The organism is Massilia sp. 01N410, from assembly GCF_056399665.1.
This window is the reverse complement of record NZ_JBFTRV010000001.1, coordinates 568,444-592,440: the sequence shown is the minus strand read 5'-3', so window position 1 is coordinate 592,440 and position 23,997 is coordinate 568,444. Positions and strand designations below refer to the sequence as shown.

Below are 23,997 nucleotides of genomic sequence, written 5' to 3'. Positions count from 1 at the left end.
TGCGCGGGAGCGCCATCCGATGCTACTCTTGAGCGCCGTCGCCGGTTCACTCCTCATCGTGCTCGCCACGCTGTATGCGCTGGCGGCGCTGCTGTGCCGTCCCCGTACCTGGCCGCGCGCACGGGCCGGCGCCCCCGGGGCGCGGGTTCCCGTGAGCGTGCTGAAGCCGCTGTGCGGCGCCGAGCCCCGCCTCGAACAGAATCTCGCCACACTCTGCACGCAAAGCCACCCACGCTTCCAGGTCGTGTTCGGCGTGCGGGCGCCCGACGACCCGGCCATTGCTGTGGTCGAGCGCATCCGGCTGCGCTATCCCGCACTCGACATGGCACTGGTGATCGACTCGCGGGTGCACGGAAGCAACCTCAAGGTCAGCAACCTGATCAACATGGCACCGCAGGCCCGCCATCCCTGGCTGGTGCTGGCGGACAGCGACGTCGCCGTCGAGCCCGACTATCTGGAACGCGTCACCGCGCCGCTGGCCGACCCGCGGGTCGGCATCGTCACCTGCCTCTACCGTGGCCGGGCGACCGGCGGCTTCTGGAGCCGCCTGGGCGCGCTCTTCATCGACACCTGGTTCGCCCCCTCGGTCGCCGTGGCGAGCCGCGGCGGCAGCAGCGATTTCGGCTTTGGCGCCACCATCGCCCTGCGCACCGAGGTGCTGCGTGCCATCGGTGGCTTCGACGCCTTGAAGGACAGGCTGGCGGACGACTTCTGGCTCGGCGAACTGGCGCGCCGGCGCGGACTTGCGACGGCCCTCTCCGACGTGCGCGTGTCCACCGACGTCACGGAAGCGAGCCTGGGCGCGCTCTGGCGGCGCGAGCGGCGCTGGATGCAGACGATCCGTTCGCTCAATCCGCCCGGCTATGCGTTCTGTTTCGTGACCTTCACGCTGCCGATGCTCGCACTCGGCCTGTGGCTCTCACCCGGCGCCTGGAGCTGGGCCCTGGCTTCGGTCGGCCTGTGCGCACGCCTGGGCCTGCAAGCGCGCACGGCGGCGGGCGCCGGAAACTTTTGCATGGCGCCGCTGCGCGACTGCCTGCTGCTGCTGGAATGGCTGAGCGCGTTCATCGGCGCCACCGCACAATGGCGCGATCACCTGCTGTGTGTCGACCGACGCGACCGCCGCGAGCGCGGCGCCGGCGCACCGCCATCCTCCCTCGACAAACCCGAACCCGGACGGAGCCCCCGATGACCACGAACCCGCAGCGCAAAACGCTCTTCCTGCAAGTGCCGTCCTTCGACGGCTTCGACGGCGGCGCCGGTTCGCGCTACCAGGCCAAACGGGAGATCCGCTCCTTCTGGTACCCTACCTGGCTGGCCCAGCCGGCCGCCCTGGTACCTGGCAGCCGCCTGCTCGACGCGCCGGCGGATGGACTGACGGTTGAACAGACCCTGGCCATCGCCTGCGGCTACGAGCTGGTGATCATCCACACCAGTACGCCCTCCTTCCCCAGCGATGCGCGCTTCGCCGAACTGCTCAAGGAGAACAGGCCGGCCATCCTGGTCGGCATGGTGGGCGCCAAGGTCGCCGTCGATCCAGGGCCATCGCTGGCGGCGAGTCCCGCGATCGACTTCGTGGCGCGCGAGGAATTCGACTACACCTGCCGCGACCTGGCCGCCGGCCTGCCCTTCGCGGAAGTCGACGGCATCAGCTGGCGCGACAGGGATGGGAGCATCCGCCATAATCCGCCGCGCGCGATGATCGAGAACATGGACGAACTGCCCTTCGTCGCTCCAGTCTACAAGCGGGACTTGAATATCCGCAATTATTTCATCGGCTACCTGAACTATCCCTATGTCTCGCTGTACACCGGACGCGGCTGCCGCTCGCGCTGCACCTTCTGCCTGTGGCCGCAGACCGTCGGCGGGCATCGCTACCGGATCCGCTCGCCGGAAAGCGTGCTGGAGGAGGTACGCTGGATCAAGGAGAACATGCCGGAAGTGAAGGAGATCATGTTCGACGACGATACCTTCACCGATTTCCGCCCGCGCGCCGAGGAAATCGCGCGCGGCCTCGGCGCGCTCGGCGTCACCTGGTCGTGCAATGCCAAGGCCAACGTACCGTACTCCACCCTGAAGATCATGAAGGACAACGGCCTGCGCCTGCTGCTGGTGGGCTACGAATCCGGCGACGACCAGATCCTCCTGAACATCAAGAAGGGCCTGCGCACCGACATCGCGCGGCGTTTCGCCGCCGACTGCCGCGCCCTCGGCATCACCGTGCACGGCACCTTCATCCTCGGCCTGCCCGGCGAGACACGCGAGACGATCGAAAAATCGATCGCGTTTGCCAAGGAAATCAACCCGCACACGATCCAGGTGTCGCTGGCGGCGCCCTACCCCGGCACCCGGCTCTACGAGCAGGCGGTCGAGAACCAATGGATTCCGCCCAACCGGACCATCAACCTGGTCAACGAGAGCGGGGTACAACTGGCCGCCCTCAGCTATCCGCACCTGTCGAGCGAAGAGATGTACCACGGCGTGGAACGCTTCTACCGCAGCTTTTACTTCCGCCCCTCGAAGATCTGGGAGATCGTGCGCGAAATGATGAAGAGCTGGGAGATGACGAAGCGGCGCCTGCGCGAGGGCGTGGAATTCTTCCGTTTCCTGCGCGCGCATCAGGCATGAATGCCGCACCCGGCCCCGGCCTGATCATCACCGCCGACGATTTCGGCCTCCACGCCAGCGTCAACCAGGCGGTCGAGCGCGCGCATCGCGGCGGCGTCCTGTCCGCCGCAAGCCTGATGGTCGGCGCGGCTGCCGCAGGCGATGCGCTGGCGCGCGCGCGCGCCTGTCCCGCGCTGCGGGTCGGCCTGCACCTGGTGCTCGCCGATGGCGAACCCTGCCTTCCGCGCTGCCTGATCCCCGACCTCGTCGACGCCTCCGGCCGCTTCGGCTCGCGCATGGTGCGCGACGGCTTCCGCTTCTTCTTCCTGCCCCGGGTCCGGTCCCAGCTGGCGCTCGAGATTCGCGCCCAGTTCGAAGAATTCGCCGCCACCGGACTGGCACTCGACCACCTCAATGCACACAAGCACTTCCACCTGCATCCCACCGTGCTGTCCCTGATCCTGGAAATCGGCCGCGAATTCGGACTGCACGCGGTACGCCTGCCGCTCGAAGACGGCCTGCCGTTCTGGCTGAGGCCCTGGCTGCTCCTGCTGCGAGCCCGGCTGCGGGCGGCCGGCATCCGCCACAACGACTATATCGTCGGCCTTCGCCTGTCGGGACGTTTCGATGAAGAGGCACTCCTGGCTGCGCTGCGGGAACTGCCTGCTTCCGGCGTCGGCGAACTCTATCTGCACCCCGCCCTGGAGTCGGGCGCGGCGATCGCCGCTTCGATGACGGGCTACCGCCACGCGGACGAATACGGCGCACTGGTGTCGCCACGCGTCCGCCAGGCGCGCGACCGCCTGCGCGCACGCGGCTTCCGCTTCGGCGGCTTCGCCGACCTCGTGTGCGCATGAGGCGGCTGGTCATCGGCGCAGCGATCGCCGGGCTGGCGCTGCTGTGCGCGCTGGTCGCGTGGCAGGGCTGGCGGGACGTGCTGCGCGCCTTTGCCCATGCCGGCTGGCCGCTACTGCTGCTGGTACCCGTCCGCCTCGGCACGCTGGCGCTGGACGCCTGGGCCTGGCGAATTCTGCTCGAACCCTGGTTCTCCCTGCCGACCGGGCCAGGGCGCGACACCGCACCCGATGCCGCGCCGCCGCGTCCGCCCGGCCTCGCTTACCTGCTGTGGGTCGCTTCGGTACGCGAAGCCATCAACCGCCTGTTGCCCGCCGCCGGCGTCGGCGGCGAGCTGGCGGGGGTGCGCCTGGCGCGCCTGCGTGTTCCCGACACCGCCGGCGTCACCGCCAGCGTGATCGTCGAAGTGCTGATCACGATCGCCGTGCTGTACCTGTTCTGTGGCCTGGGCCTGGTGCTGATGGCGCATGTGGCCGCCGGCATGGGCCAGGTCTGGGTGATCGGGGCCAGCCTGCTGCTGTCGCTGCCACTGCCGCTGCTGGCCTGGTGGCTGCTGCGCGGCGGCCAGGCCTTCCGGCGGCTGGAGGCCCTGGCGCTGCGTCTGTCCGGCGACCGCATCGTGGCCGGCCTGGGCCTGGACGGCGCCGCCCTGGATGCCGCCGTCGCCCGGCTGTTCGGACAGCACGTCCTCCTGCTGCGCGCGCTGGGCTGGCAGCTGCTGTCCTATTTCGCGGGATGCTTCGAGACCTGGTATGCGCTGCGCCTGCTCGGCCATCCGGTGGGCCTGCCGACGGCGCTCGCGATCGAGTCCCTGACCCAGGCGGCGCGCCATGCCGGCTTCATGGTGCCGGCCGGACTCGGTGTGCAGGAGGCGGCCACCATCCTGTTCGGCCACCTCGCCGGCGTGGGCGGCGAGGTGTCCCTGTCGCTGGCCCTGGTCAAGCGCATGCGCGAAATCCTCATCGCCATTCCCGCACTGTTGTCGTGGCAATGGTTCGAAGCGGGCCGCTGGCGCCGGGAAAGCATCAAGGGGCCGCGTTGTGCGCCGCCAGGTAGCTGATCAGTCCATCGACGCCGCCCGCAGACAGCCGGGCTGCGAACTGGCGGCGGTAGACCTGGATCATCCAGGCGCCCATCATGTCGATGTCGTAGATCTTCCAGCCGGCGCCGGTCTTGCGCAGGCGATAGGCGATCGGCATGACTTCGCCACCGGTCACGACGCTGGTCTTGACCACCGCGTCGCTGGCGCCGGCCGGCAGCGGCGCCGGCTTCGCATAGCTGAAGCTCGTGTCCTGCTCGCGGATCTGGGTCAGCTGCAGCGCATAAGTGCGCGCCAGCAGGGTCTGGAACTGGGTGAACAGCGCCTCGCGCTGGGCCGGAGTCGCCGAGCCCCAGGCCGGACCGACCGCGTACTGGGTGGTCAACATGAAGTCGGTGGACGGCAAGAAAGTTTGCCGGACCACCTGATAAGTCCGCTCCGGATCGCCGGCGCGGGCGCCCGCGTCGCTGCGGATTGCCGCCATCACGCCCTCAATCGTGGATTTCACCACTTGCTCGGGCGAGCGGCTCGCCTGCGCCGATGCCAGAGGGTCCGGCTCGGCCTGCCCGGCATGGGCGCCAGGCAAGGCCGCCAGGCACAGCACGGCGATCGACAATAGCAAGGAGGGCCTCGAAAGCTTCATTCTGCGTCTCCCGATGAGTGGCCCGACGCGGGCCGCACCAGTGTAGCGCAAAGGGCGGCAAGGGCCCGCTTCGGTGGCCCGGCGGCGCGGCGAATCGTGCGATGCGGCGGCGTGTTCTCGGGTTTAATGAGCCAGACTCCATTATCACGAGCACATGCTGACCACACTGATCGCCAGGATCGTCGACCTCTCGGTGCGCTACGCCTGGGCCGTCGTGGCGGGGTTCGCACTGCTGGTGGCCGGTGCCTGCCTGTATGTCGCCGGCCATTTCGCCATCACCACGGACGTCGGCCGCCTGATGGATCCGGATGCGCCCTGGGCGAGACGCGACGCCGCCGTCGCCGCAGCCTTCCCGGGTCGCAGCGATACGACGCTGGTTGTCGTGCGCGCCCCCGCGCCCGAGTTGGCCGCGCAGGCGGCGCGCGAACTGGCGGCCAGCCTGCGCCGGCAGCCGGACCGCTTCCGTTCTGTCAGCCTTGGCGAGGGCGAGGACTTCTTCCGTCGTAACGGCCTGCTCTATGTGCCGGAGGCCGAGCTGGGCCGCCTGACCGATGGCCTGCGCGATGCCCGCCCCCTGCTCAACGCCCTGGCCCGCGATCCCTCCCTGCGCGGCCTGGCCAACCTGCTGTCGGTCTCGCTGGGCGCGCCGCTGCAGAGCGGCCAGATCGGATTGCCCGGCATGGCGCCGCTGCTCGCGCAGAGCGCCGACGCGGTCGAAGGCGTGCTGGCCGGACGCCAGGCCGCGCTCTCCTGGCAGAACCTGGTCGACACCGGCCCGGCGGGCAGTGCCTTCAGCCTGGTCGAAGCCATTCCAGTGCTGGACTTCAAGGACCTGATGCCGGGCTCGGCGGCGGCGGCAGCGGTCCGGGCCAGCGCGCGCGAGCTGCGCCTGGCCCAGCGCTACCAGGCGAATGTCAGCTTGACCGGGCCGATTCCGCTGTCGGACGACGAATTCGCCTCGCTGCAGGAAGGCTCATTGGCCACCAGCGTAGCCGCCTTGCTGCTGGTGCTGGCCCTGCTCTGGTATGCGCTGCGCTCCGGGCGACTGATCCTGGCCGTTTGCCTGACCATGGCCGGCGGCCTGGCCCTGACGGCGGCGCTGGGCATCATGATGGTCGGCGCACTGAACCTCATCTCGATCGCTTTCGCCATCCTGTTCGTCGGGATCGGCATCGACTTCGGCATCCAGTTCGGCGTGCGCTTCCGCGAGATGCACCAGCGCCGCACCAGCACCGCGCAGGCCCTGCACGAGGCCGGTCGGGCGATCGCGCTGCCGCTCCTGCTGGCGGCGATCGCCACCGCCTTCGGTTTCCTCGCCTTCCTGCCGACGGCCTACCGCGGCGTTGCCGAGCTGGGCCAGATCGCCGGCTGCGGGATCCTGTTCGTGGCGCTGCCCTCCTGCCTGACGGTACTGCCGGCGCTGATCCGGCTGCTCGATCCGCCGCCCGGCCGGACCGCGCCGGGCTTTCCCTGGCTGGCGCCGGTCGACCGGGCGCTGCAGGCGCATCGCAAGCCGCTGCTGGCCGGCACCCTGGCCATGGTGGCCGCCGGATTGCCGCTGCTGGGCAATCTCGAATTCGACTTCAATCCGCTGCACCTGAAGGATCCCCGCAGCGAATCGATGACTTCGCTGCAGGCGATGTCGCGCAGCACCGACATCGGCCTCGACAATGTCCAGGTGCTGGCGCCCTCGCTGGAGCAGGCCCGGACCGTCGCCGCACGCATCGAAACACTGCCGGAAGTCGCACAGGCGCTGACCCTTGCCAGTCTGGTGCCGGAGCAGCAACCCGCCAAGCTCCAGCGCATCGCCGCGACCGCGGCCGTCCTGACGCCGGTACTGTATCAGCAGCCCCTGCCTCCGGCCACCGACGGCACCCGCGTGGCGGCGCTACAGGCCGCCGCTGTCTCGCTGCGCAACGCGGCACTCGACCATCCCGGCCCTGGCGCCTTTCATGCCACACGCCTGAGCCATGCCTTGGCTGCGCTGGCGCGTGCCGATGCCGCCGCGCGCGATCGTGCCGAGGCCGCCATCGCCGCCCCGCTCCGGCTGGCACTGGACGGCCTCAAGCTGGCGCTGCAGGCCGCCCCGGTGACGCTCGCCAGCCTGCCCGGGCAGCTGAAGCACAACTGGATGACCCCGGATGGCCGCGCGCTGGTCGACGTCAGCCCCCGCCGCGCCACCGGGGCAAAAGCGGACAGTGCCGCCGAGGAAAGCGCACGCCTGCGCCGCTTCGCGCTGGCCGTGCAGCGCGTGGCGCCGGACGCCAGCGGCGGCCCGATCTCGGTGCTCGGTGCGGCCTCGCTCATCGTCGATGCCTTCGTGCAGGCAGCGGTGCTGGCCGTGCTCACGATTACACTGCTGCTGTGGCTCGCCTTCCGCCAGTTCGGCGACGTGCTGAGGACCATGGTGCCACTGCTGGTCTCGGGCCTCGTCACGCTCGAAGCCAGCGTCCTGCTGGGCATATCCCTGAACTTCGCCAACATCATCGCCCTGCCCCTGCTGCTCGGCGTGGGCGTGGCGTTCAAGATCTACTATGTCATGGCATGGCGCAGCGGTGAAGCCGCTCTGCTCCAGCACGGGCTGACCGAAGCCATCGTCGTCAGCGCCGCCACCACCGGGACTGCCTTCGGCAGCCTGTGGCTGTCCGGGCATCCTGGCACCGCCAGCATGGGCGAGCTGCTCGTGCTGTCCCTGATCTGTACGCTGATCGGCGCCGTCTTCTTCCAGCCTATCCTGCTTGGCCAGCCGCGCGCGCGGCAGCGTCAGGCCAGTAGCGCACGCGCGCCTTCGTCCACCTGAAACGTCCAAGGCCAGAACCGTATGCGAACACACATCCAACCCTCCGCTGCGCCACCCGCGATCCGCCTGGCCGCTCTCGCCGGCCTCGCCGCACTGGGTGGCTGCGCCACCGGCCCGGGCAGCAATCCAGCCGATCCTCTGGAGCCGCTCAATCGCGTCACCTGGCGCGTCAACGACGCCGTCGACCGCACCGTCGCCCAGCCGGTGGCGCGCGGCTACAACCGCGTCGTGCCGAGTCCGATCCGTACGGGCATCGCGAATTTCTTCGCCAACCTGGGCGATGTACCGGTCATGTTCAACAATTTCGCCCAGCTGCGCCTCATGGACGGCATGTCCGACCTGATGCGAGTGGCCGTCAACAGCACGTTTGGCCTCCTGGGCTTCCTCGACATCGCGACGCCGGCCGGGATTCCCAAACACAACCAGGACTTCGGCCTGACCCTGGCCCACTATGGCGTGGCGAGCGGTCCCTATCTGGTGCTGCCGCTGTTCGGGCCCAGCACCTTCCGCGACGCCGCCGGCTTCGGCGCCGACCAGTTCGTTACGCCCGTCAACTACGCCCGCCCCGCGGTTCGCAATTCATTGTGGGGAATCAACTTCGTCAGCGAACGTGCCCGCTACCTGAACGCGACCAATCTGCTGGAACAGGCGGCCCTCGACAAATACCTGTTCGTACGCGACGCCTGGCTGGCGCAACGGCAGTCCAAAATCGAGGAAGAGCAGCCGCGGGCCCTGCCCGACTACGAGGCGGACCAGAAGAGCAATGCGACCGGAGGCGGCACGGCGGGCGACCGCCCCGCCGGCAAGAACAAGTGACTCAACGCGGCGGCGCCAGCGCCCCGCCGAGCCGCACGGCCAGGCGCAGCAGGGAACGCCGCGCGCGCCAGGCATCCAGCGCCAAAACGGCCAGTGCGGCGGCTTCATGCGGTGCCGCCGCGAGGCCGCGCAGGAGCGCCGGGATGTCGGTGCCGCCGCCAGGGCGCATCGCAGCCAGGGCGCATGCGGGCAGGCTGCGCCAGGCGGGGTCCAGCACCACCCGGCAGGCTGCGAACGGCAGGCCATGACGCCTCGCCGCCAGCGCCGCCGCATGCGATTCCATGTCGACCGCGCGCACGCCCGTCTCTTGCCACAGCCTTGCCTTGTCCCTGCTCGTGGCGAGCGGGAAATCCAGCCCTGCGAGCAGGCCTTCGCGCGCCTGCGGCAGCCGGGCCCGCAGTGCACGCGACCAGGCGCGATCCACGGGAAACGCCCCGGCCGCGCTCCACACGCTTGACGCCAGCAGGCAGTCGCCCGGCCGCAGTGAGGGATCGGTGGCGCCGGCGCAGCCAAAGCTCAGGATGCCGGCCCAGTCCCCGGCGCGCCCGCGCTGCCCGGCGAGCAGGGCATCGAGCCCATCGGCAATCCGCTGCGGTCCGGGCCCGCGCACGGTGGCCACGCCCAGCCTGGACACGATCGCCGCTTCGAAGCCCAGGCCGCAGACGACGATGACCCTGGCATCCCGCTCGCCCGTGTCCCTCACATGCCATACCCCGGCTTGCCGCCGCCGCTAAAGCGCAGCTTGCGGTAGCGCGCCAGCGCCCACAAGGGGAAATAGCGCGCATAGCCGTGGTAACGCAGATAGAACACGCGTTCGAAGCCGGTCGCGGTGTGGTGTTGCTCGTCCCACAGCCCATCCTCGCGCTGCCGCTCGAGCAGCCAGGCGATGCCGCGGGCGACGGCCGGCGAGTCGACCGCTCCCACCGCCATCATCCCGAGCACCGCCCATGCGGTCTGCGAAGGTGTCGACTGGAATGGCCGGTGGCCGTCGTAGCCGAGACGGTAGCTGTCGCCGTCCTCGCCCCAGCCGCCATCCTCGTTCTGGATCGATGCCAGCCATGCGACGGCGCGCACGGCCGCCTCGTCCTTCATGTCCAGGCCGGCGGCGCCGAGCGCGCACAGCACGCTCCAGGCGCCATAGATATAGTTCATGCCCCAGCGTCCATACCATGCGCCGCACGCTTCCTGCTCGTCGAGCAGCCATGCCAGCGCACGCCGGGCCGGCGCCTTCCGGTCGCGGCAGGCAGCCGGATCGAGCTGGGCCAGCATCGACACGCAGCGCGCGGACACGTCCGCAGTGGGCGGATCGAGGAGCGCGCCGTGATCGGCGAAGGGAATGTTGTTCAGGTAGAGGTGGGTGTTCTCCGGGTCGAAGGCACCCCAGCCGTGCCCGTGGCGCCCGCCGCGGCACTGCATGCCGAGTACCCATTCGCGGGCGCGCTCGACCGCGTCCTGGAAACCGGGCTCGGGCTGGAGCCGGTCGTAGCGATGCATGGCCATCGCCACGACCGCCGTATCGTCGACGTCCGGATAGTGCGCATTCGCATACTGGAAGGCCCAGCCACCGGGGCGCAGGCCGGGGCGGCGCTCCGCCCAGTCGCCGTGCAGGTCGACGATCTGCAGGGGACGCAGCCACTCGAGGCCGCGGCGCGCCGCCTCGAGCGCTTCCGGCGTGCCCGTTTCGAGGAGGGCATGGCTCATCAGCGCGGTATCCCACACTGGGGAAAAGCAGGGCTGGCAGTAGGTTTCGTCGCCACGGTCCACCAGCAGCCTGTCGACCGCACGGCGCGCACGGACGGCATCCGGATCGTCGCGCGGGACGCCCATCGCATCGAACATCATGACGGCGTTGACCATGGCCGGAAAAATGGCGCCGAGCCCGTGCTCGCCGTTGAGCCGCTCGCGTACGAAACTGCTGGCGCGTGCTATCGCGCGGCGCCGCAGGCGGGCCGGCATGCCGGGCTGCAGCAGTCGGACGCAGGCCTCGGCCTTGCTGAAGAAGGCGAACCAGAACGGATTCTGGTGCGGCGCGCAAGCTGCCGGGCCAAGCTCGCGCGGCGGCGCCAGGAACAGCTCGTCGATGCCGACCCCGCGCGGGTTGCGCGCGCGCGGCTTGAGCGCGTCGAGCACCAGCAGGGGCGTCAGCACGGTGCGGGTCCAGTAGGAGACCTTGGACAAATGGAAGGGGAACCAGCGCGGCAGCAGCGCGATTTCGACCGGCATGACCGGCACGGCGTCCCAGCACACGACACCGTACAGCGCCAGCAGGATGCGGGTAAACACGTTGCTGCGTTCGGCGCCGCCGCGCGCCCGGATCGCCTCTCGCGCCCGGACCATGTGCGGCGCATCCGGCGAATCGCCGATCATTTTCAGGGCGAAATAAGCTTTCACGCTGGCGCTCGGGTCGTAGGCGCCGTCATGAAACAGCGGCCAGCCGCCGTGCGCGCCCTGCTTGCGGCGAAGGTAGCGGCCGATTCGCGCTTCCAGCGCCGGGTCGGCCGGCTCGCCCAGCGCGTGCACCATCAGCACGTACTCGGCAGGGATGGTGGCATCCGCTTCCAGTTCGTAGACCCAGTGCCCGTCCGGCCGCTGCTCGGCCAGGACCGCCCGGAGCGCGCGCTCGATTCCCTGCTCGAGACCGCGGCTGCGCGCCTCATGCGCGACCCCGCCTGCACCCGCCGTCCCCACATGCAATGCCCGGAACGCTGAATATCGCATCATGATTCCTTTACAGAATTGATGGGCTATAGAACGGCATGCCGCAGCAGGATGCCGAGCCGTTCGAGGCTGCCGACCCTGACCGCGCCGCGAGGCCCGGCCCAGCCCCGCTCGAGCATGCGCGCCAGCAGCGCCTGGTACACCGCGCCCATGATGCGCGGTGTCCGCACGCAGCCGCCGCGATGACCGCGCATGACATTCGTGGCCTCGTCGAAATAGGCGCGCGCCTGGCCGGCTAGCCGGACACAGGCTTGCGGAAGTGCGGGATCGGCTGCGATCGCCGCCGCCTTCCACCCGCCGTCGCCAGGGCCAATACCCGCTTCCATCAGCAATTCACGCGGCAGATAGGCGCGACCGATGCCGGCGTCCTCGTCGATGTCGCGCAGAATATTGGTCAACTGCAGGGCGCGCCCAAGGTGATGCGCGAGCAGGATGCCGTCGTCGTCCGGCAGGCCGAACACCCTGACCGACAGCCGGCCGACCGCACTGGCGACGCGGTCGCAGTACAGGTCGAGCGTCGCCGCCGGCGGCGCGCAGCTAGGCTCGGACTGTGCGTCCATGAGCATGCCGTCGATGACGGCGTCGAAATCGGGGCGTGCGAGTGAGAAAGTGGCAATATCACGCTGCAAGTTCGCCAGATGCGCCGGGCCGGCGCCGTCGATGCATGCGTGCACGTCCTCGCGCCAACGCTCCAGCGCCGCACGCTTTTCGGCAGGCGGCGCCGCGCCATCGGCGATGTCGTCCACCGCGCGGCAGAAAGCATAGATATCGAACATGGCGGCGCGGCGCGGCCGCGGCAGGATGCGGAGGGCCTGGTGGAAAGAACTGCCGGGCCTGGGAGCCGGCTGGACGGTCACCTGCGACAGGTTCATATGCCCTCCTCCTGACGAGACCACATGCGGCAGACGAGATGGATCGGGGGAATTCTAGAACATCCTGGACATTCGGGGCGGACGACTGGACCACGCCTCAACTCACGACAATCATTCCGGACATCGTTTCATGGCCGGATCCGCAAAAGATATCGCAATGAAACGGGAACTGACCGGCCTTGTCCGGCGTCAGGCGGAGCCGTGTCACCATACCGGGCAGGATATCGCTTCGCACACCGAAGTCCGGCAAATTGAAACCCATCGGGACGTCCAGCGAAGTGAATTCGAAGCTGACCGGTACGCCAAGCGCGAGCCGGATCTCATCCGGCTCGAACGTGAATCGCCGGGCGCGCACTTGCACCAGGCGCTCCTGCTCGCGCCTCGCGCTTGCGGGAACCAGCATGCTCAGGGTAGCCGCCGCCGTGCCAAGCACGAACAGGCGCCGCTGCAGGCAGGGTTTCATGACGAGCCTCCCTGGACGGGGAATTCCTGCAATTGAAAGGCCTGCCCCGCCTGCTGCGCGGCCACCTCGCGGTATCCCAATCCGCGATAGGGATGCCCGGCATCCCATGGCAGCGGTGCGCGCTTGGGTTGCGATCCTGGCGCCGGCAAGGGATAGATCAGGGAACGCGCCGCATGGTGGGCAATATGGCCGGTCATGTGATGATTTTCTTGATGAATATGGCCGTAGAAAACAGTGACGTTCGCGCGCGGCATCAACAGCTCGACAGCCGCCGCGCCATCCCGCGTGGCCCAGTCCCATTGTGGATACAGGTCGAACAAGGGACGATGCGTGAACACGACGACCGGCAGGTTCGCTGCTGTCTTGCCGAGGTCGCTGGCCAGCCACGCGAGCTGGGCGTCGCCGATTCTTCCTGCGGGGTCGGAGACATTGTCCAGCACAATGAAATGCACGCCCTTGTGGTCGAAGCTGTAGTGGGTGTCGCCAAAGAATTCCTGGAAGGCGGCACCATGGTCCAGCGATGCGTCGTGCTCGCCTGGCATGAAATGCAGATCCTTGACCTTCAAACCGTCGATGATCCCCTTGAATTCGCCCAGCCTCTTGCGGCGCTCCACCGGATCATCGGTCGTGTGCGTCAGGTCGCCGGTAAAAACGATGAAATCGGGCGGCGGCTCCAGCTTGTTCACGGCCGCGACTGCTTTCGGCAGCGTCCCGCGGGCATCGGGATTGGGCGGTCCCTCAAAACCCCAGTGCGCGTCCGACAGCTGAACAAAATAAAAATCCTTTTCTGGTGTACCTGCGCTGGCCCAGCCGGCCAGGCCGGACGCAAACACCACGCCACCCAGCCCTGCCAGCTTGAGGAAATCGCGCCGGTCGATAGTGTGTTCCATTGCTTCCTCCATGTTCATCCCCGATTCGATCGGATCGGTAAGCCGTATACCGGCGGCAGCGACGTCTTATTCCCGGACCACCCGACGAATCGGGAATAAAATCCAGGCGAGCGCAGTCTTGATGGGATGACAAGCGAAGGATGCGTATGGACAGCTCGGCCCTTGAAGTGCGATTCCGGGAATTGATCCTGCCGCATCTGAATTCGGCCTTCAATCTCGCTTGCTGGTTGACCCGCAACCGCGAGGATGCGCAGGACATCGTGCAGGAGGCCGCGATGCGTGCGTTCAAGTATTTTTCAGGATTTCATGGCAGCGACGGACGCGTGTGGCTGCTTCGCATCGTGCGCAACACCTTTTACAGCGGATTGCGTGAAAAAGGCGTGCCGCCAGAGACGGCATTCGACGAAGAACTCCACGGCCTGGACGAAACCCGTGGGAATCCGGAGGCCCGGCTGATGCAACAGGATTGCGATCGGGCCGTACAACAGGCGCTTGCCGCCCTGCCTCTTGAATTTCGCGAGGTCGTCGTCCTGCGCGAACTGGAAGAATTGTCGTACAAGGAAATCGCCGAGATTGCCGGTATTCCGATCGGCACGGTGATGTCAAGGCTGGGACGGGGCCGCAAGCTTCTCGCGAGAAACCTCGGCGAGGCTATCGGAGGGAATGATGGAGCATAGCGAGATCCAGCAACTCTTGCCCGCCTATGTCGACCGGGAGCTGGGCATCGTCGACACGCTCGCGGTGGATCGTCATCTCGAGACCTGTCTCGCGTGCCGGCGCGAGATCGAGGAACAACGCAGCGCCGGCATGCGGATACGTGAGAAAGCGCCGTATTTCAGCGCACCGCCGGCGCTGCACGCGCAGGTCGTCACGGGCCTGCCGTCCAGTCGGATGCCTCGCACGAGCCCGCTTGCACGGCGAAGCTGGTGGCCGCAAACCGCCGCGGCGCTCACCGTGGCGCTGGCAGCGGCCCTGGCCTGGGTTGTCGGCGAGTACCGCATGGCGCGGTCGCCGCAACAGATCCTGACCGATGAACTGGTCGCAAGTCACATACGGTCCCTGCAAGTCGACCACCTGACCGACCTTGTCTCGTCCGATCAACACACCGTCAAACCCTGGTTCAACGGCAAGCTGCCCTTCGCTCCCCCAGTCATCGACCTCGCAGCGCAAGGATATCCGCTGATCGGTGGCCGGCTCGACTATCTGGCGGGCCAGAATGTCGCGGTCCTCGTCTACCGCCGCCATCGCCATCCGATTAATGTGACGATCTGGCCAGGCAAGGATCTGCCTACAAGGCCGCAGATGACAGACAGGCAAGGCTATCACCTGGTCCGGTGGAGCGCTGGCGGGATGAATTTCTCGGCAGTGTCGGACCTTGGCGAAAACGAGCTCATGCAGTTCGTGGCCTTGCTGCACACCTAAGCGCACACCAGCGTTTCGGCGCCATTGCACGCGTTATTACAATTATTTTCGAATGTAACGTTTTCAAACTTTCGCGTGCGCACCTCAGCAAGTAGTCTAATAGGCTCGGCACCAGCATGCGCTTGTCGCGCAGCAATTACAGCCGGTCGAACACACAATTTCAAACGGAGTATTCCTTGTCCGAAACAAACATTCCCCAACCGGCAACGGTCATCAAGATAATCGGGGTTGGCGGTGCCGGCGGCAATGCCGTCAGCCATATGGCCTCCTCCGGAGTGTCGACCTTCGAATTCATTTGCGCGAATACAGACGCGCAAGCGCTGTCGAACACCAAGACCGAAAAACGGATCCAGCTCGGCGAGAGCGGACTCGGCGCAGGCAGCGACCCGATCGTCGGACGCGAAAGCGCCACGCGCGAACGCACCATCATCGCCGATGCGCTCAAAGGCGCCGACATGGTGTTCCTCACCGCCGGCATGGGCGGCGGCACCGGCACCGGCGCCGCGCCCGTGATTGCCGAAGTGGCGCGCGAGCTGGGCATCCTGACCGTCGGCGTGGTGTCGAAGCCCTTCGAATTCGAAGGTCCGCGGCGCATGCGCGTAGCGGAAGAAGGCATCGCCACCCTGGCCCGATGCGTCGACTCGCTCGTCATCGTCCTCAATAGCCGCCTCGAGGAAGTCCTCGGTGGCGACATCACGCAAAAGGAGGCGTTTGCCGCCGCCGACGATGTGCTGAGCAAGGCGGTGACCGGGATTGCCGAAATCATCACCGTGCCTGGAATGGTCAACGTCGATTTCGAGGACGTGCGCACGGTCATGCGCCAGACCGGCATGGCCATGATGGGCTCCGCCCAGCACAGCGGCGAAGACCGTGCCGTCAAGGCGGCCGAAGAAGCCATTGCCTGCCCGCTGCTCGACGGCTCGAACCTGCGCGCCGCGCGCGGTGTGCTGGTCAACATTGCCGCATCCGAGGAAACGCTGAAGCTGCGTGAAACGAAGGCGGTAATGAACGCGATCTGCTCGCAGACCGGCGACGAGGCCATCATCAAGTTCGGCGCGGTCTACGACGAGTCGCTGGGCGACGCCATGCGCGTGACCGTGGTGGCCACGGGCCTGAACCGGCCCAGCGACTTCGCACTCGGCGCCAAGCGTTCGCCGATCACGCGCCCGGTGTCCCAGTCGCAGTCGATCCTGCGTCACGCCGCCGTCCAGGCGCCGGTGAGGCCGGCGCCGTCGCAGCTCGAGTCGCGCACCGGCCAGGACGTCCAGAGCCGCTGAACGTCAGCGTCGCCAGGGCCAGCGCCAGCGCAGGCCCCGGCGCACGTCCGCATACGCCAGCGCCGCCTTGATTTCGATCCGCCAGCTCGTGCCGGCGCCGGGCGCCGTGCGCAGGCGCGCGTCGGCATGGATGCGCCGGGCGCGCTCCTCGATGCCGCGCAAGCCCCAGTGGCCCTGCTTGTCCCTGGCGCCGGCGTCGATACCGCGGCCGTCGTCCCGCACGGTCAGCACCAGGGCGCCTGCACCGTACTCCACGACCGCTTCGTGCAGTTTTGCATCCGCATGGCGGAAGGCGTTGCGCAAGGCTTCGCGGCCGATGGCGCACAACTCCTGCTCGACGATCGGATGCAGCGCCCGCGCCCTGCCCACGCAGCGCAGCGTGAAGTGCTGGCCCGGCCCGGCGTCCTGCTCCCCCGTCGTGCGAAGATAGTCGCACAGCGAGGGCTCGTGGTGCGCGCCCTCGCGCAGGGCTGCGACCTTGTCGCGCCCTTCCTCGATGGCGGCCTTGGCGTCGCGCAGGCTGCGCCTCAAAGAGTCCGCCAGCGCGGACTCCGATGCGGGCAGGATCGTCGTCACCTTCATCACGAAACCCTGGAAAGTCTGCAGCACGGTGTCGTGCAGGTCGCGTGCGATGCGTTCGCGCTCTTCCATCCGCGCACTCATACGCTCGGTCAAGGTCCGCGTCAGGAAGCGCAGGCGCAGGCGGTAGCCGAGCCAGAGCAGCAGCAGGCCGGCCAGCACGCACGCCAGCTTGAACCAGGCGGTCTGCACCAGGGTCGGCGCCACGTGCAGGTCGAGAGTCCGTTCGCCTTCGCTCCACACGCCGTCCTCGTTCATGGCGCGCACCCGGAAGCGGTAGTCTCCCGGCGCCAGCCCCGTATAGGTGGCGCTGCGTTCGGAGCCGGTTTGCCAGGCACGGTCCACGCCGTCGAGGCGGTAGCTGAAGACGATGCGTTCGGGCCGGCTCAGCGCAGGCGCGGTGAAGTCGAAGCGCAGGCGCGTGGTGCCGGCGCGGATCAGCGGCGGGCGCGTCAGCGGGTAGGCAAGCTCATCCCCGGTCACCGCCAGCAGCAAGGGCTGCGGCGCCAGCGGATTGCGTTCGCGCCGCGACGGGTCGAGCTCGACGATGCCGTCGGTGGTCGTCACCCACAGGCGCTCGCCCACCAACCTCAACGACGCTACACCCGCCGCAGTGCCCGAGTAGCCGTCGCGCGCGTCCAGCAAGGCATAGCGCAGCGGCGCACCGCTATCCACCGCCCGGCGCCAATCGCTTGCTTCGACACGCAGCAGGCCGATGCCGCCGTTCAGCCAGCGGGTGCCGTCGGCCGCCACGAAGAAGCCGGTGACACGGCGCAGCACATCGTCGCGCTCCACGCGCAAGCGCCGGAAGCGCCCTTCGTGCAACACTGCCACGCCAGCTTCGCCGCCCACGACGAGTTCGGGCGCCGTCGACAGGCAAGTCGCCTGGCCGATGTTGCCCAGCGCAGCCTGGCCGTATTCCCCCCGCAGGCGGCCACCCTCGAACAGCACCAGGCGGCCATCGGCCAGTCCGCGCCACATCTGGCCGGGCTGGCCCGCCGTGCTGAAGACGAATTCGGCGCCAGGCAGGTCGGCCAGCGGCCGCCAGGCGTGGCCGTCCCAAAGCTGGACCGGGACGTTCACCCCGCCGAGCCAGACCCGGTGGCCGTCGCCGCGTGCCCAGGCCGCCATCGGCAGCGGTCCCGGCAGGTCGATAACGGTCTCGACACCGGCGCGGCGCACCGTAATGCCGTCCTCCCTGAGGAGCACGACCGCACCGTCGGGCGCAAGCGTGGCACCGCGATACTTGCCCGGCAACGCCGTGAGACGGCGCGACGCAGGATCGTAGCGCCATCCCCGCATCTCCTGGGGAGCGACCACCCACACGCTGCCGTCGGCGTCGGGCGCGACATGGAAATCTCCCTTGATGGCCGGCAGCCCCAAGGGGCGCAAGGTATTCCGGCGGAAGCGCTCGATACCGGTCGCAGAACCGAGCCAGATATCGCCTTCACGGTCTTCGAAGATCACGCGCGGCGCCAGCGAGCTCAGCTGGCCAGGCTGGTCGAGCCGGCTCGTCGTCGCCGCAGCCACGTCGATGTAGCTCGCCTGGCCCACGCCGGCGTATGCGGCCAGGCAGACGCCGGTCGGACAGCGCAGTGCCCACAGGTTGCCGGCCCGGTCGAAGATGGCGGTACTGCCCGATCCCTGGCTGAGGTAGCCCGGTCGCGCGGTAGCACCGGGCGCCGGCGCCGATACGAGCGCAAGATAGCTATCCGCTCCAACCCAGAGCCGGCCGTCCTGCGAGGTCCGGAATCCCAGCATCTTTTCGGAAGCGTCGCGGTTTGGTGCAGTCAGGCTGGCGGGGACGCAACGCTCGGCGTCCCGGTCGTAGCGGAACAGGTGACGGCCATTGGTGGCCCATAACCGGTCGTTGCGATCAAGTGCGATCGTCAACGGCGCATCGGGGCAGCCTTGCGCCGCTCCCAGCTTCGACCAGCGCCCCTGCTGCAGGCGCCGCAGACCGGAGGATGTGCCGACCCACAGCGCGCCTTCGCCGTCGCGTACCACGTCATTGGTCCTGCTGACGGGACTCTCCTTCGTTCCCGGAGCGAGATGCTCAAGCCGGCCGTCCGCGTGCAGTACACTCAGGCCCGGGGCCTCGTAAGCGATGTACAGGTCGCCGTTGGGCTGGGGTGCCAGCTCCCAGATCCGGGGGCTCAGCAAGTGCTCGCCGTTGGCTGCGACGAAGGGGTGGAAACGCACGCCGTCGAAGCGGTACAGGCCGTTCGGCGTCCCCAGCCACAGCCAGCCATCGGGCGTTTGCGTCATGCGCTCGACGTGTACGGGCGCGCCGTCGCTCGCGGTCCAGACGGCATGGTTGTAGTCGGCCAGAACGACGGAATGGCCCTGTGCGCAAGCAAGGGAACTCAATGCGATGCCCATCAGCGTGCTGCACAATCGTCGCGTTCGGGTCATTGCCCTGCTTTTCCTCATTCTCAGGATTCCGTCTTTTGTTCTCGTGAACATGAAAAAAAGCCCCTGAAATCAGGGGCTCGTGTTGCCGTTACTGCCTAAGCTTTTCAGCCGCCGGCGAGCCTGGCGTCATTCCCATTCTATCAATGGATGAGCTAGCCCGTTGATTCGATGAAGCTTTTTTCACTACAAACTGATCCGTACCATTAGCAGTAGCATGTTGCACTTCCGCATGGCGGGACACTACGCCAGACCTGGGACTTCTGGTTGATCAAACAACACGCAGTTGCGACATCCGCTAATTCGGATTGCTCCTTTCTATGAGGAGCTGACGGTAGCTCATCAGTGAATCCCGGTTGATGAGCAACCGACAAGCAACCGTCGCTGGGAAGCGACATCGAGCATGACCAGCGGCGGTCGCCATTCAAATTGGTTCCGGCGCAAATTATGTACGCGAGCAGGCCACGCACGATTGCGGCGCGAACTGAGCCGGAAGTCGGCGATTTCAACGGCAGAGCCGACAACTCTGCAGAGATAGATCAACTGGCCGCGGATTCTCCCGTAGCTCTTGTCCACTTGCGAAGACGCGTAGGCCTGGGCTGAAAAGCGGCTCCAACCTTTGTCGTCCAACACTTAAGCATCGCGTCGTCCGACTCTACCGACCGCAAACCAACGGTAAGGCAGATCGCATCATCTAGTCAGCGCTACACGAGTGGATCCATGGTTTCGTCTACACCGATTCTGACGAGCGGACGGATGTCTTCCGCCAGTGGAACGACGATTACGACCGTGGCCGTCCCCGCCAAGGGATCGGCGACATAGCACCGCTATCCAGGCTCTCTACCGATGGCGACAATCTCCTGCAAATGCACGCTTAGAGAGCAGAGCCGTAAACCTCGTGCCGGTTGCGTCCGCCACGCTTGGCCCGATACATCGCCTGATCCGCCCTGCGCACCGCCTCGTCGCCAGCCATACCTGGCTCGAGAAAGGCGACACCGACGCTAGTGCCGGCCGCCACGTCGGCCGAGCCGAGTGGAAATGGCGCCTGCATCACCGCAACAAGCTTGCGCGCCACGGTTTCTGCGGTCTTGCGGTCGGGCAAATCCTCCAGCAGCACGGCGAATTCGTCGCCGCCGAGGCGTACCACGAGGTCCGTCTCTCGCACCACGTGCTTGATGCGCTGACCGAACGCCTTGAGCACCACGTCGCCTGCGTCGTGGCCATAGGTATCGTTGATCGCCTTGAACCGGTCAAGGTCGAGGTACAGCAGCGCCACTGTCGCATGACGGCGCTTCACGCGCGACGTCACCAATTCCAAGTGGTGGTAGAAGAAGGCGCGATTGGCCAGCCCGGTCAGACTGTCGTAATGCGCCAATTGCTGCAGCTGTCGTTCAAGCAACTTACGATCAGTGATATCTTCGTATAACCCGAGCAACGCGACGGTGCGTCCGTCAATGTCATAGAGCGGTATTTTGCTTGTACGCAACCAGGTCTCACTGCCATCATCACGCAGCTGACGCTCCTCGAAATTGATTTTTGGCTCGTTGGAGCGCATCGTCTCGATGTCGTCATTCCGGTACAATTCCGCGCTTGCCCGCCAAGCCAGTTCAAAATCGCTCTTGCCAACGATGTCTTCGGGTCGCGCCAAGCCTGCATCACGAGAAAACGCCTCGTTACAGCCCAGATATCTGAGCTGCGAGTCCTTCCAGAATACCCTCTGGGGAATGTTGTCGATGACCAGTTTGAGCATCCGCTGAGAGTCCGCAAGGCGCCACTCGATCAATTTTCGTTCAGTGATGTTTTCGGCAATACCGAGAACACTGATCACCCGATCGTTAGCTATTACCGGAAGCATGATCATGCTCACCTCGATGCGCACGCCAACGTTATCGATCAGCGCCGATTCGAAGGACACCGAATCCCCATTCAAGACCTCCGCAAACGCCTGGAGAAAGCGCGACAGATTCTCCGGCACGATCATCTCCTCGATGGGCTTCCCGATCAGGTCTTGCTTGCTCAATTTAAAATCATTCAAGGCCTTCGCGTTTGCACTCAGGAAGCGGTGTCGGTGATCGAGGGAATAGGCCGCAAAAGGGTGTTTTTCGAAGATCGTGTCAAAGCGCATGACTTCTGCGCGCCGGCGCGAGCGCTTGGCCACACGCCGCATCCACGCTGCAGTGAGGTAGGCGAGTCCGATCGACGCCATAAAGCCCGCCAACAGGATCACTGCGCCGTAGGGATTGTAATAACGCTCGCGGTACACAGCCTTTGCGAAGAAAAACAGTTTCCACGTGCGGTTAGCGAACGTAAGGTCGGATTGGCGGGCCACAGGAAAATCACGGTCGCCCAAGCGAAAGTGCGGTCGTTTGTCGCCGTCATACAACTGATTCTCGGGGCGCACCGATCCATCGTAAATCTCAAGGTCGAATGACCGACGAAATCCCGGCCCCATTACCCGCTCCACTGCCTCGTCAACATCGACAACTAAAAAAACAAAGCCGCGCAATGCTGCGCGCCGCTCGGCAATCGTAGTTGGCGGGAGCGCCGTGCGGTAGACGGGCGAGAAAACGGCGACCACTGGCGTTGCATTCGAGCTGCTCAGGTAGGAATGCGGTTGCGTAGAGGTGGGCAAGCCGGAATCGCGGGCCACCTGCATTGCCCGCCGGCGTTCAGGTACTTTCGACAAGTCGGGCTCCCAGGCACGCAGCGCCTCTGCACTTCGCGGATACATGTACCAGTATGAGAACAAGGCATTGGTATTCAGGCTGGAGCCTGGCACCTGCTCAACATATCCAATCGAGCGAAGGCCCGGATGCTCGGCAAGCACATCGGCGGTGCGCGCATATCTTACGAAGCCAGCTTCGCCAGAATCACCGGCGGCCGCGACGTAACCCGCCAGGTCCCGGCTTAAATGCGCGTAAGCGCCGATGCCCTGCTCAAGTGCGTACTGGTACTGGGCCGCGTCGGTCGCCGCGTGAAGCGCGGTACGTTCGCCAGCGAGGCGATTTTCGAGTTCGAAAGCGGAGAACGAAACGGAGCATCCAAGCAGCAGTACTAGGAAGGCAGGTAGAAGTGTGCGATTTCGATCGGTATCTGGCATTCGATTGCATCAACTCCATAAAGCGCGGACCGGGCCATTCCTTAGCCCCCCAAGTTGCGGCAAAGAAAAAGACGGATTCAAGCGCCTCGTCGTCTTGCAATCTTTTTCGAACAATATAGCACCTGCATTGTCGAGGCCCCGACACGCGCTGCCACTTGTAGACTAAGCGGCAAGAACAGTGTTCTGTCCCGGTCTAATGGCGCCGAATGCCAGATTGGGCGGCCATGATCGAAAATTGACAACGTTTCAAAGAACTTGCGCGCCAGACAGGCGTAGCGCACCGGCATGTTGTAGCACTCGACGAGCACACACATAAAATTTGTCGCATTAGCTTGATTTCACTTTCAAGCGCGTTCTTTTTTTCGGCGGCATTAGGTTGCAAATGCCTTCCGTTCCGACAAAATGGTTGAGCTACTGATTTCTCTGCATTGCAAGCAATCGAAATGTCTTTAACTTTCCACATTGCACAGCTTTCGCAGGCAGCGCTGCTGGAAACTGTCGAGTGCATCCGAGATGAGGTTATCGTCTGCGGATAGGACACCGCTGTCGAGCAGCAGCCGCAGCTTGGCAATACAATCGCCCTGGCGAAGCGCCAGGGCAAGGTTTGACTCGCCAGGATCAGCTGCCTGCGCAATGGCGTCTGCGACGTCCTGCGGAAAATCCCAATGTCTTGCAATCGCCGCCGAGAGAGCCCGACTACAGGCCAGCAGCTTGACACCAAACTGGCTGGACGCAGGAACCTTGCCTGGCTCGCACACACGCTCAGCGAGCCGGAACGCGACGACCAGACCGACGTTCTGCATCAGGCCGGCCAGATAGGACTCGAACACGCCGGTGGTCAGGCCCGGCGCCACCAGGCTTGCGGCAAGCGCGCATTTTTCGGACTGGCCCCAGATCTGGGGCGCAACTCGCCGCAAAAATCCACCGGACTGCATTTTGATGACAGGCCGAAAACCGATACGGGCAAGTAACATGCGTAATCCATTTTGCCCAAGCATCATGATCGCGGCTTCGACGGTCTTGACTGCGGTCAAGGGCCGATAGTAGGCGCTGTTGGCCTCGCGAATGACTTCCGCAACCAGCACGACGTCTTGCTCCACCTGGCGCGACAGCTCCGCGACCGAGACCTCCTCGTCGCGCAGGCTACGCAACAGGCGCGGAATCACCTCGGGCACGCGTGGCACCAGTTCGGCCGCCTCGCCCGGAGAGTCGCACAGGCCTTGCACCTGATCGAGAATCGAGGTTTCCAACTCGGCAGGCGCGTTGAATCCCGCGGACGCGGTCAGCCATCGATAGTAGGCGGCATCGATCTCGGCGCAAGTACGCTCCGCCTGCCGCGCCTGCGCCGTGCCATCGGCATCCTGGCCGGCACCTTCGTTCGTCCCCGCTTCAGCGTTGCCTATCAAACGCGAAATCCATTTTTTCATATCGACAAGGTCTCGCTCAAGAACCCAGCATGTTTCAGTGCACCTGCGAAGCCGCTCGTCCGAGCGCGCGTGCTCGA

General features: G+C 66.2%; 18 protein-coding genes. 9 read left to right on the top strand and 9 right to left on the bottom strand.

The window, feature by feature from the left end:
- Nucleotides 1-19 precede the first annotated feature (19 nt).
- From hpnI to AC1DOP_RS02565, 4 genes are read left to right on the top strand one after another with little or no spacing between them, the layout of a single operon-like run.
- Nucleotides 20-1,192, top strand: a complete 1,173-nt coding sequence (gene hpnI, locus AC1DOP_RS02580) for a bacteriohopanetetrol glucosamine biosynthesis glycosyltransferase HpnI (protein WP_477249604.1) — start codon at nucleotides 20-22, stop codon at nucleotides 1,190-1,192.
- Nucleotides 1,189-2,628 (top strand): hopanoid biosynthesis associated radical SAM protein HpnJ, encoded by a 1,440-nt coding sequence (gene hpnJ / locus AC1DOP_RS02575; RefSeq protein WP_442124361.1) that lies wholly within the window; start codon nucleotides 1,189-1,191, stop codon nucleotides 2,626-2,628. Before hpnI ends, hpnJ begins: the two co-directional genes overlap by 4 nt.
- Nucleotides 2,625-3,464 carry a hopanoid biosynthesis-associated protein HpnK gene (gene hpnK, locus AC1DOP_RS02570; RefSeq protein WP_477249602.1) on the top strand — a complete coding sequence of 280 codons (840 nt, stop codon included), beginning with the start codon at nucleotides 2,625-2,627 and terminating at the stop codon, nucleotides 3,462-3,464. The genes hpnJ and hpnK overlap by 4 nt, the downstream gene beginning before the upstream one ends.
- Nucleotides 3,461-4,522, top strand: a complete 1,062-nt coding sequence (locus AC1DOP_RS02565) for a lysylphosphatidylglycerol synthase domain-containing protein (protein WP_477249600.1) — start codon at nucleotides 3,461-3,463, stop codon at nucleotides 4,520-4,522. Before hpnK ends, AC1DOP_RS02565 begins: the two co-directional genes overlap by 4 nt.
- Here AC1DOP_RS02565 and AC1DOP_RS02560 read toward each other — a convergent pair.
- Nucleotides 4,488-5,144, bottom strand: a complete 657-nt coding sequence (locus tag AC1DOP_RS02560) for an MlaC/ttg2D family ABC transporter substrate-binding protein (protein ID WP_442124364.1) — start codon at nucleotides 5,142-5,144, stop codon at nucleotides 4,488-4,490. The genes AC1DOP_RS02565 and AC1DOP_RS02560 overlap by 35 nt on opposite strands.
- A 154-nt stretch (nucleotides 5,145-5,298) precedes the next feature.
- Here AC1DOP_RS02560 and hpnN point away from each other — a divergent pair, with 154 nt between their 5' ends.
- Complete coding sequence (gene hpnN / locus AC1DOP_RS02555; protein ID WP_477249599.1) at nucleotides 5,299-7,944, top strand: hopanoid transporter HpnN; 2,646 nt, start codon at nucleotides 5,299-5,301, stop codon at nucleotides 7,942-7,944.
- Nucleotides 7,945-7,965: 21 nt separating this feature from the next.
- Nucleotides 7,966-8,760 carry an MlaA family lipoprotein gene (locus tag AC1DOP_RS02550; RefSeq protein WP_442124366.1) on the top strand — a complete coding sequence of 265 codons (795 nt, stop codon included), beginning with the start codon at nucleotides 7,966-7,968 and terminating at the stop codon, nucleotides 8,758-8,760.
- Nucleotide 8,761: 1 nt separating this feature from the next.
- Here AC1DOP_RS02550 and AC1DOP_RS02545 read toward each other — a convergent pair whose 3' ends face one another.
- The 5 genes from AC1DOP_RS02545 to AC1DOP_RS02525 all read right to left on the bottom strand — a co-directional run bounded on the left by AC1DOP_RS02545 (nucleotide 8,762) and on the right by AC1DOP_RS02525 (nucleotide 13,703).
- On the bottom strand, nucleotides 8,762-9,463 hold the full coding sequence (locus AC1DOP_RS02545; protein ID WP_477249597.1) for a phosphorylase family protein: 702 nt from the start codon (nucleotides 9,461-9,463) through the stop codon (nucleotides 8,762-8,764).
- Entirely contained in the window at nucleotides 9,460-11,481 is a 2,022-nt protein-coding gene (shc, locus tag AC1DOP_RS02540) for a squalene--hopene cyclase (protein WP_442124368.1), read from the bottom strand. The genes AC1DOP_RS02545 and shc overlap by 4 nt, the downstream gene beginning before the upstream one ends.
- A 23-nt stretch (nucleotides 11,482-11,504) precedes the next feature.
- Nucleotides 11,505-12,350: a presqualene diphosphate synthase HpnD gene (gene hpnD / locus AC1DOP_RS02535; protein ID WP_477249595.1), complete on the bottom strand. Its 846-nt coding sequence runs from the start codon at nucleotides 12,348-12,350 to the stop codon at nucleotides 11,505-11,507.
- A gap of 97 nt (nucleotides 12,351-12,447) precedes the next feature.
- Nucleotides 12,448-12,813, bottom strand: coding sequence for a cupredoxin domain-containing protein (locus AC1DOP_RS02530; RefSeq protein ID WP_442124370.1), 366 nt, complete (start codon nucleotides 12,811-12,813; stop codon nucleotides 12,448-12,450).
- The gene (locus AC1DOP_RS02525; protein ID WP_477249593.1) at nucleotides 12,810-13,703 is read right to left on the bottom strand and encodes a metallophosphoesterase family protein; all 894 of its coding nucleotides are present in this window, start codon (nucleotides 13,701-13,703) and stop codon (nucleotides 12,810-12,812) included. Before AC1DOP_RS02525 ends, AC1DOP_RS02530 begins: the two co-directional genes overlap by 4 nt.
- Before the next feature lie 146 nt (nucleotides 13,704-13,849).
- On the opposite strand from AC1DOP_RS02525, the gene AC1DOP_RS02520 reads away from it, so the two are divergent.
- The 3 genes from AC1DOP_RS02520 to ftsZ all read left to right on the top strand — a co-directional run bounded on the left by AC1DOP_RS02520 (nucleotide 13,850) and on the right by ftsZ (nucleotide 16,402).
- Nucleotides 13,850-14,380 (top strand): sigma-70 family RNA polymerase sigma factor, encoded by a 531-nt coding sequence (locus tag AC1DOP_RS02520; RefSeq protein WP_442124372.1) that lies wholly within the window; start codon nucleotides 13,850-13,852, stop codon nucleotides 14,378-14,380.
- Nucleotides 14,367-15,125, top strand: coding sequence for an anti-sigma factor family protein (locus tag AC1DOP_RS02515; protein ID WP_477249591.1), 759 nt, complete (start codon nucleotides 14,367-14,369; stop codon nucleotides 15,123-15,125). Before AC1DOP_RS02520 ends, AC1DOP_RS02515 begins: the two co-directional genes overlap by 14 nt.
- Before the next feature lie 116 nt (nucleotides 15,126-15,241).
- Complete coding sequence (gene ftsZ / locus AC1DOP_RS02510; RefSeq protein WP_442124374.1) at nucleotides 15,242-16,402, top strand: cell division protein FtsZ; 1,161 nt, start codon at nucleotides 15,242-15,244, stop codon at nucleotides 16,400-16,402.
- Between the two features lie 3 nt (nucleotides 16,403-16,405).
- Here ftsZ and AC1DOP_RS02505 read toward each other — a convergent pair whose 3' ends face one another.
- From AC1DOP_RS02505 to AC1DOP_RS02495, 3 genes are all read right to left on the bottom strand, one after another.
- A complete protein-coding gene (locus AC1DOP_RS02505; RefSeq protein ID WP_477249588.1) occupies nucleotides 16,406-19,351 on the bottom strand; it encodes a sensor histidine kinase in 2,946 nt (981 codons plus the stop codon).
- A gap of 916 nt (nucleotides 19,352-20,267) precedes the next feature.
- On the bottom strand, nucleotides 20,268-22,493 hold the full coding sequence (locus AC1DOP_RS02500) for a sensor domain-containing diguanylate cyclase (RefSeq protein ID WP_477249586.1): 2,226 nt from the start codon (nucleotides 22,491-22,493) through the stop codon (nucleotides 20,268-20,270).
- Nucleotides 22,494-22,942: 449 nt separating this feature from the next.
- On the bottom strand, nucleotides 22,943-23,920 hold the full coding sequence (locus AC1DOP_RS02495; RefSeq protein WP_442124377.1) for an HDOD domain-containing protein: 978 nt from the start codon (nucleotides 23,918-23,920) through the stop codon (nucleotides 22,943-22,945).
- Nucleotides 23,921-23,997: the final 77 nt, after the last annotated feature.

Bases quoted from the DNA above. Each gene is read 5' to 3' on its own strand.
- hpnI (WP_477249604.1), top strand. From the start codon at position 20: ATGCTACTCTTGAGCGCCGTCGCCGGTTCACTCCTCATCGTGCTCGCC.
- hpnJ (WP_442124361.1), top strand. From the start codon at position 1,189: ATGACCACGAACCCGCAGCGCAAAACGCTCTTCCTGCAAGTGCCGTCC.
- hpnK (WP_477249602.1), top strand. From the start codon at position 2,625: ATGAATGCCGCACCCGGCCCCGGCCTGATCATCACCGCCGACGATTTC.
- AC1DOP_RS02565 (WP_477249600.1), top strand. From the start codon at position 3,461: ATGAGGCGGCTGGTCATCGGCGCAGCGATCGCCGGGCTGGCGCTGCTG.
- AC1DOP_RS02560 (WP_442124364.1), bottom strand. From the start codon at position 5,144: ATGAAGCTTTCGAGGCCCTCCTTGCTATTGTCGATCGCCGTGCTGTGC.
- hpnN (WP_477249599.1), top strand. From the start codon at position 5,299: ATGCTGACCACACTGATCGCCAGGATCGTCGACCTCTCGGTGCGCTAC.
- AC1DOP_RS02550 (WP_442124366.1), top strand. From the start codon at position 7,966: ATGCGAACACACATCCAACCCTCCGCTGCGCCACCCGCGATCCGCCTG.
- shc (WP_442124368.1), bottom strand. From the start codon at position 11,481: ATGATGCGATATTCAGCGTTCCGGGCATTGCATGTGGGGACGGCGGGT.
- hpnD (WP_477249595.1), bottom strand. From the start codon at position 12,350: ATGAACCTGTCGCAGGTGACCGTCCAGCCGGCTCCCAGGCCCGGCAGT.
- AC1DOP_RS02530 (WP_442124370.1), bottom strand. From the start codon at position 12,813: ATGAAACCCTGCCTGCAGCGGCGCCTGTTCGTGCTTGGCACGGCGGCG.
- AC1DOP_RS02525 (WP_477249593.1), bottom strand. From the start codon at position 13,703: ATGGAACACACTATCGACCGGCGCGATTTCCTCAAGCTGGCAGGGCTG.
- AC1DOP_RS02520 (WP_442124372.1), top strand. From the start codon at position 13,850: ATGGACAGCTCGGCCCTTGAAGTGCGATTCCGGGAATTGATCCTGCCG.
- AC1DOP_RS02515 (WP_477249591.1), top strand. From the start codon at position 14,367: ATGATGGAGCATAGCGAGATCCAGCAACTCTTGCCCGCCTATGTCGAC.
- ftsZ (WP_442124374.1), top strand. From the start codon at position 15,242: ATGCGCTTGTCGCGCAGCAATTACAGCCGGTCGAACACACAATTTCAA.
- AC1DOP_RS02500 (WP_477249586.1), bottom strand. From the start codon at position 22,493: ATGCCAGATACCGATCGAAATCGCACACTTCTACCTGCCTTCCTAGTA.
- AC1DOP_RS02495 (WP_442124377.1), bottom strand. From the start codon at position 23,920: ATGAAAAAATGGATTTCGCGTTTGATAGGCAACGCTGAAGCGGGGACG.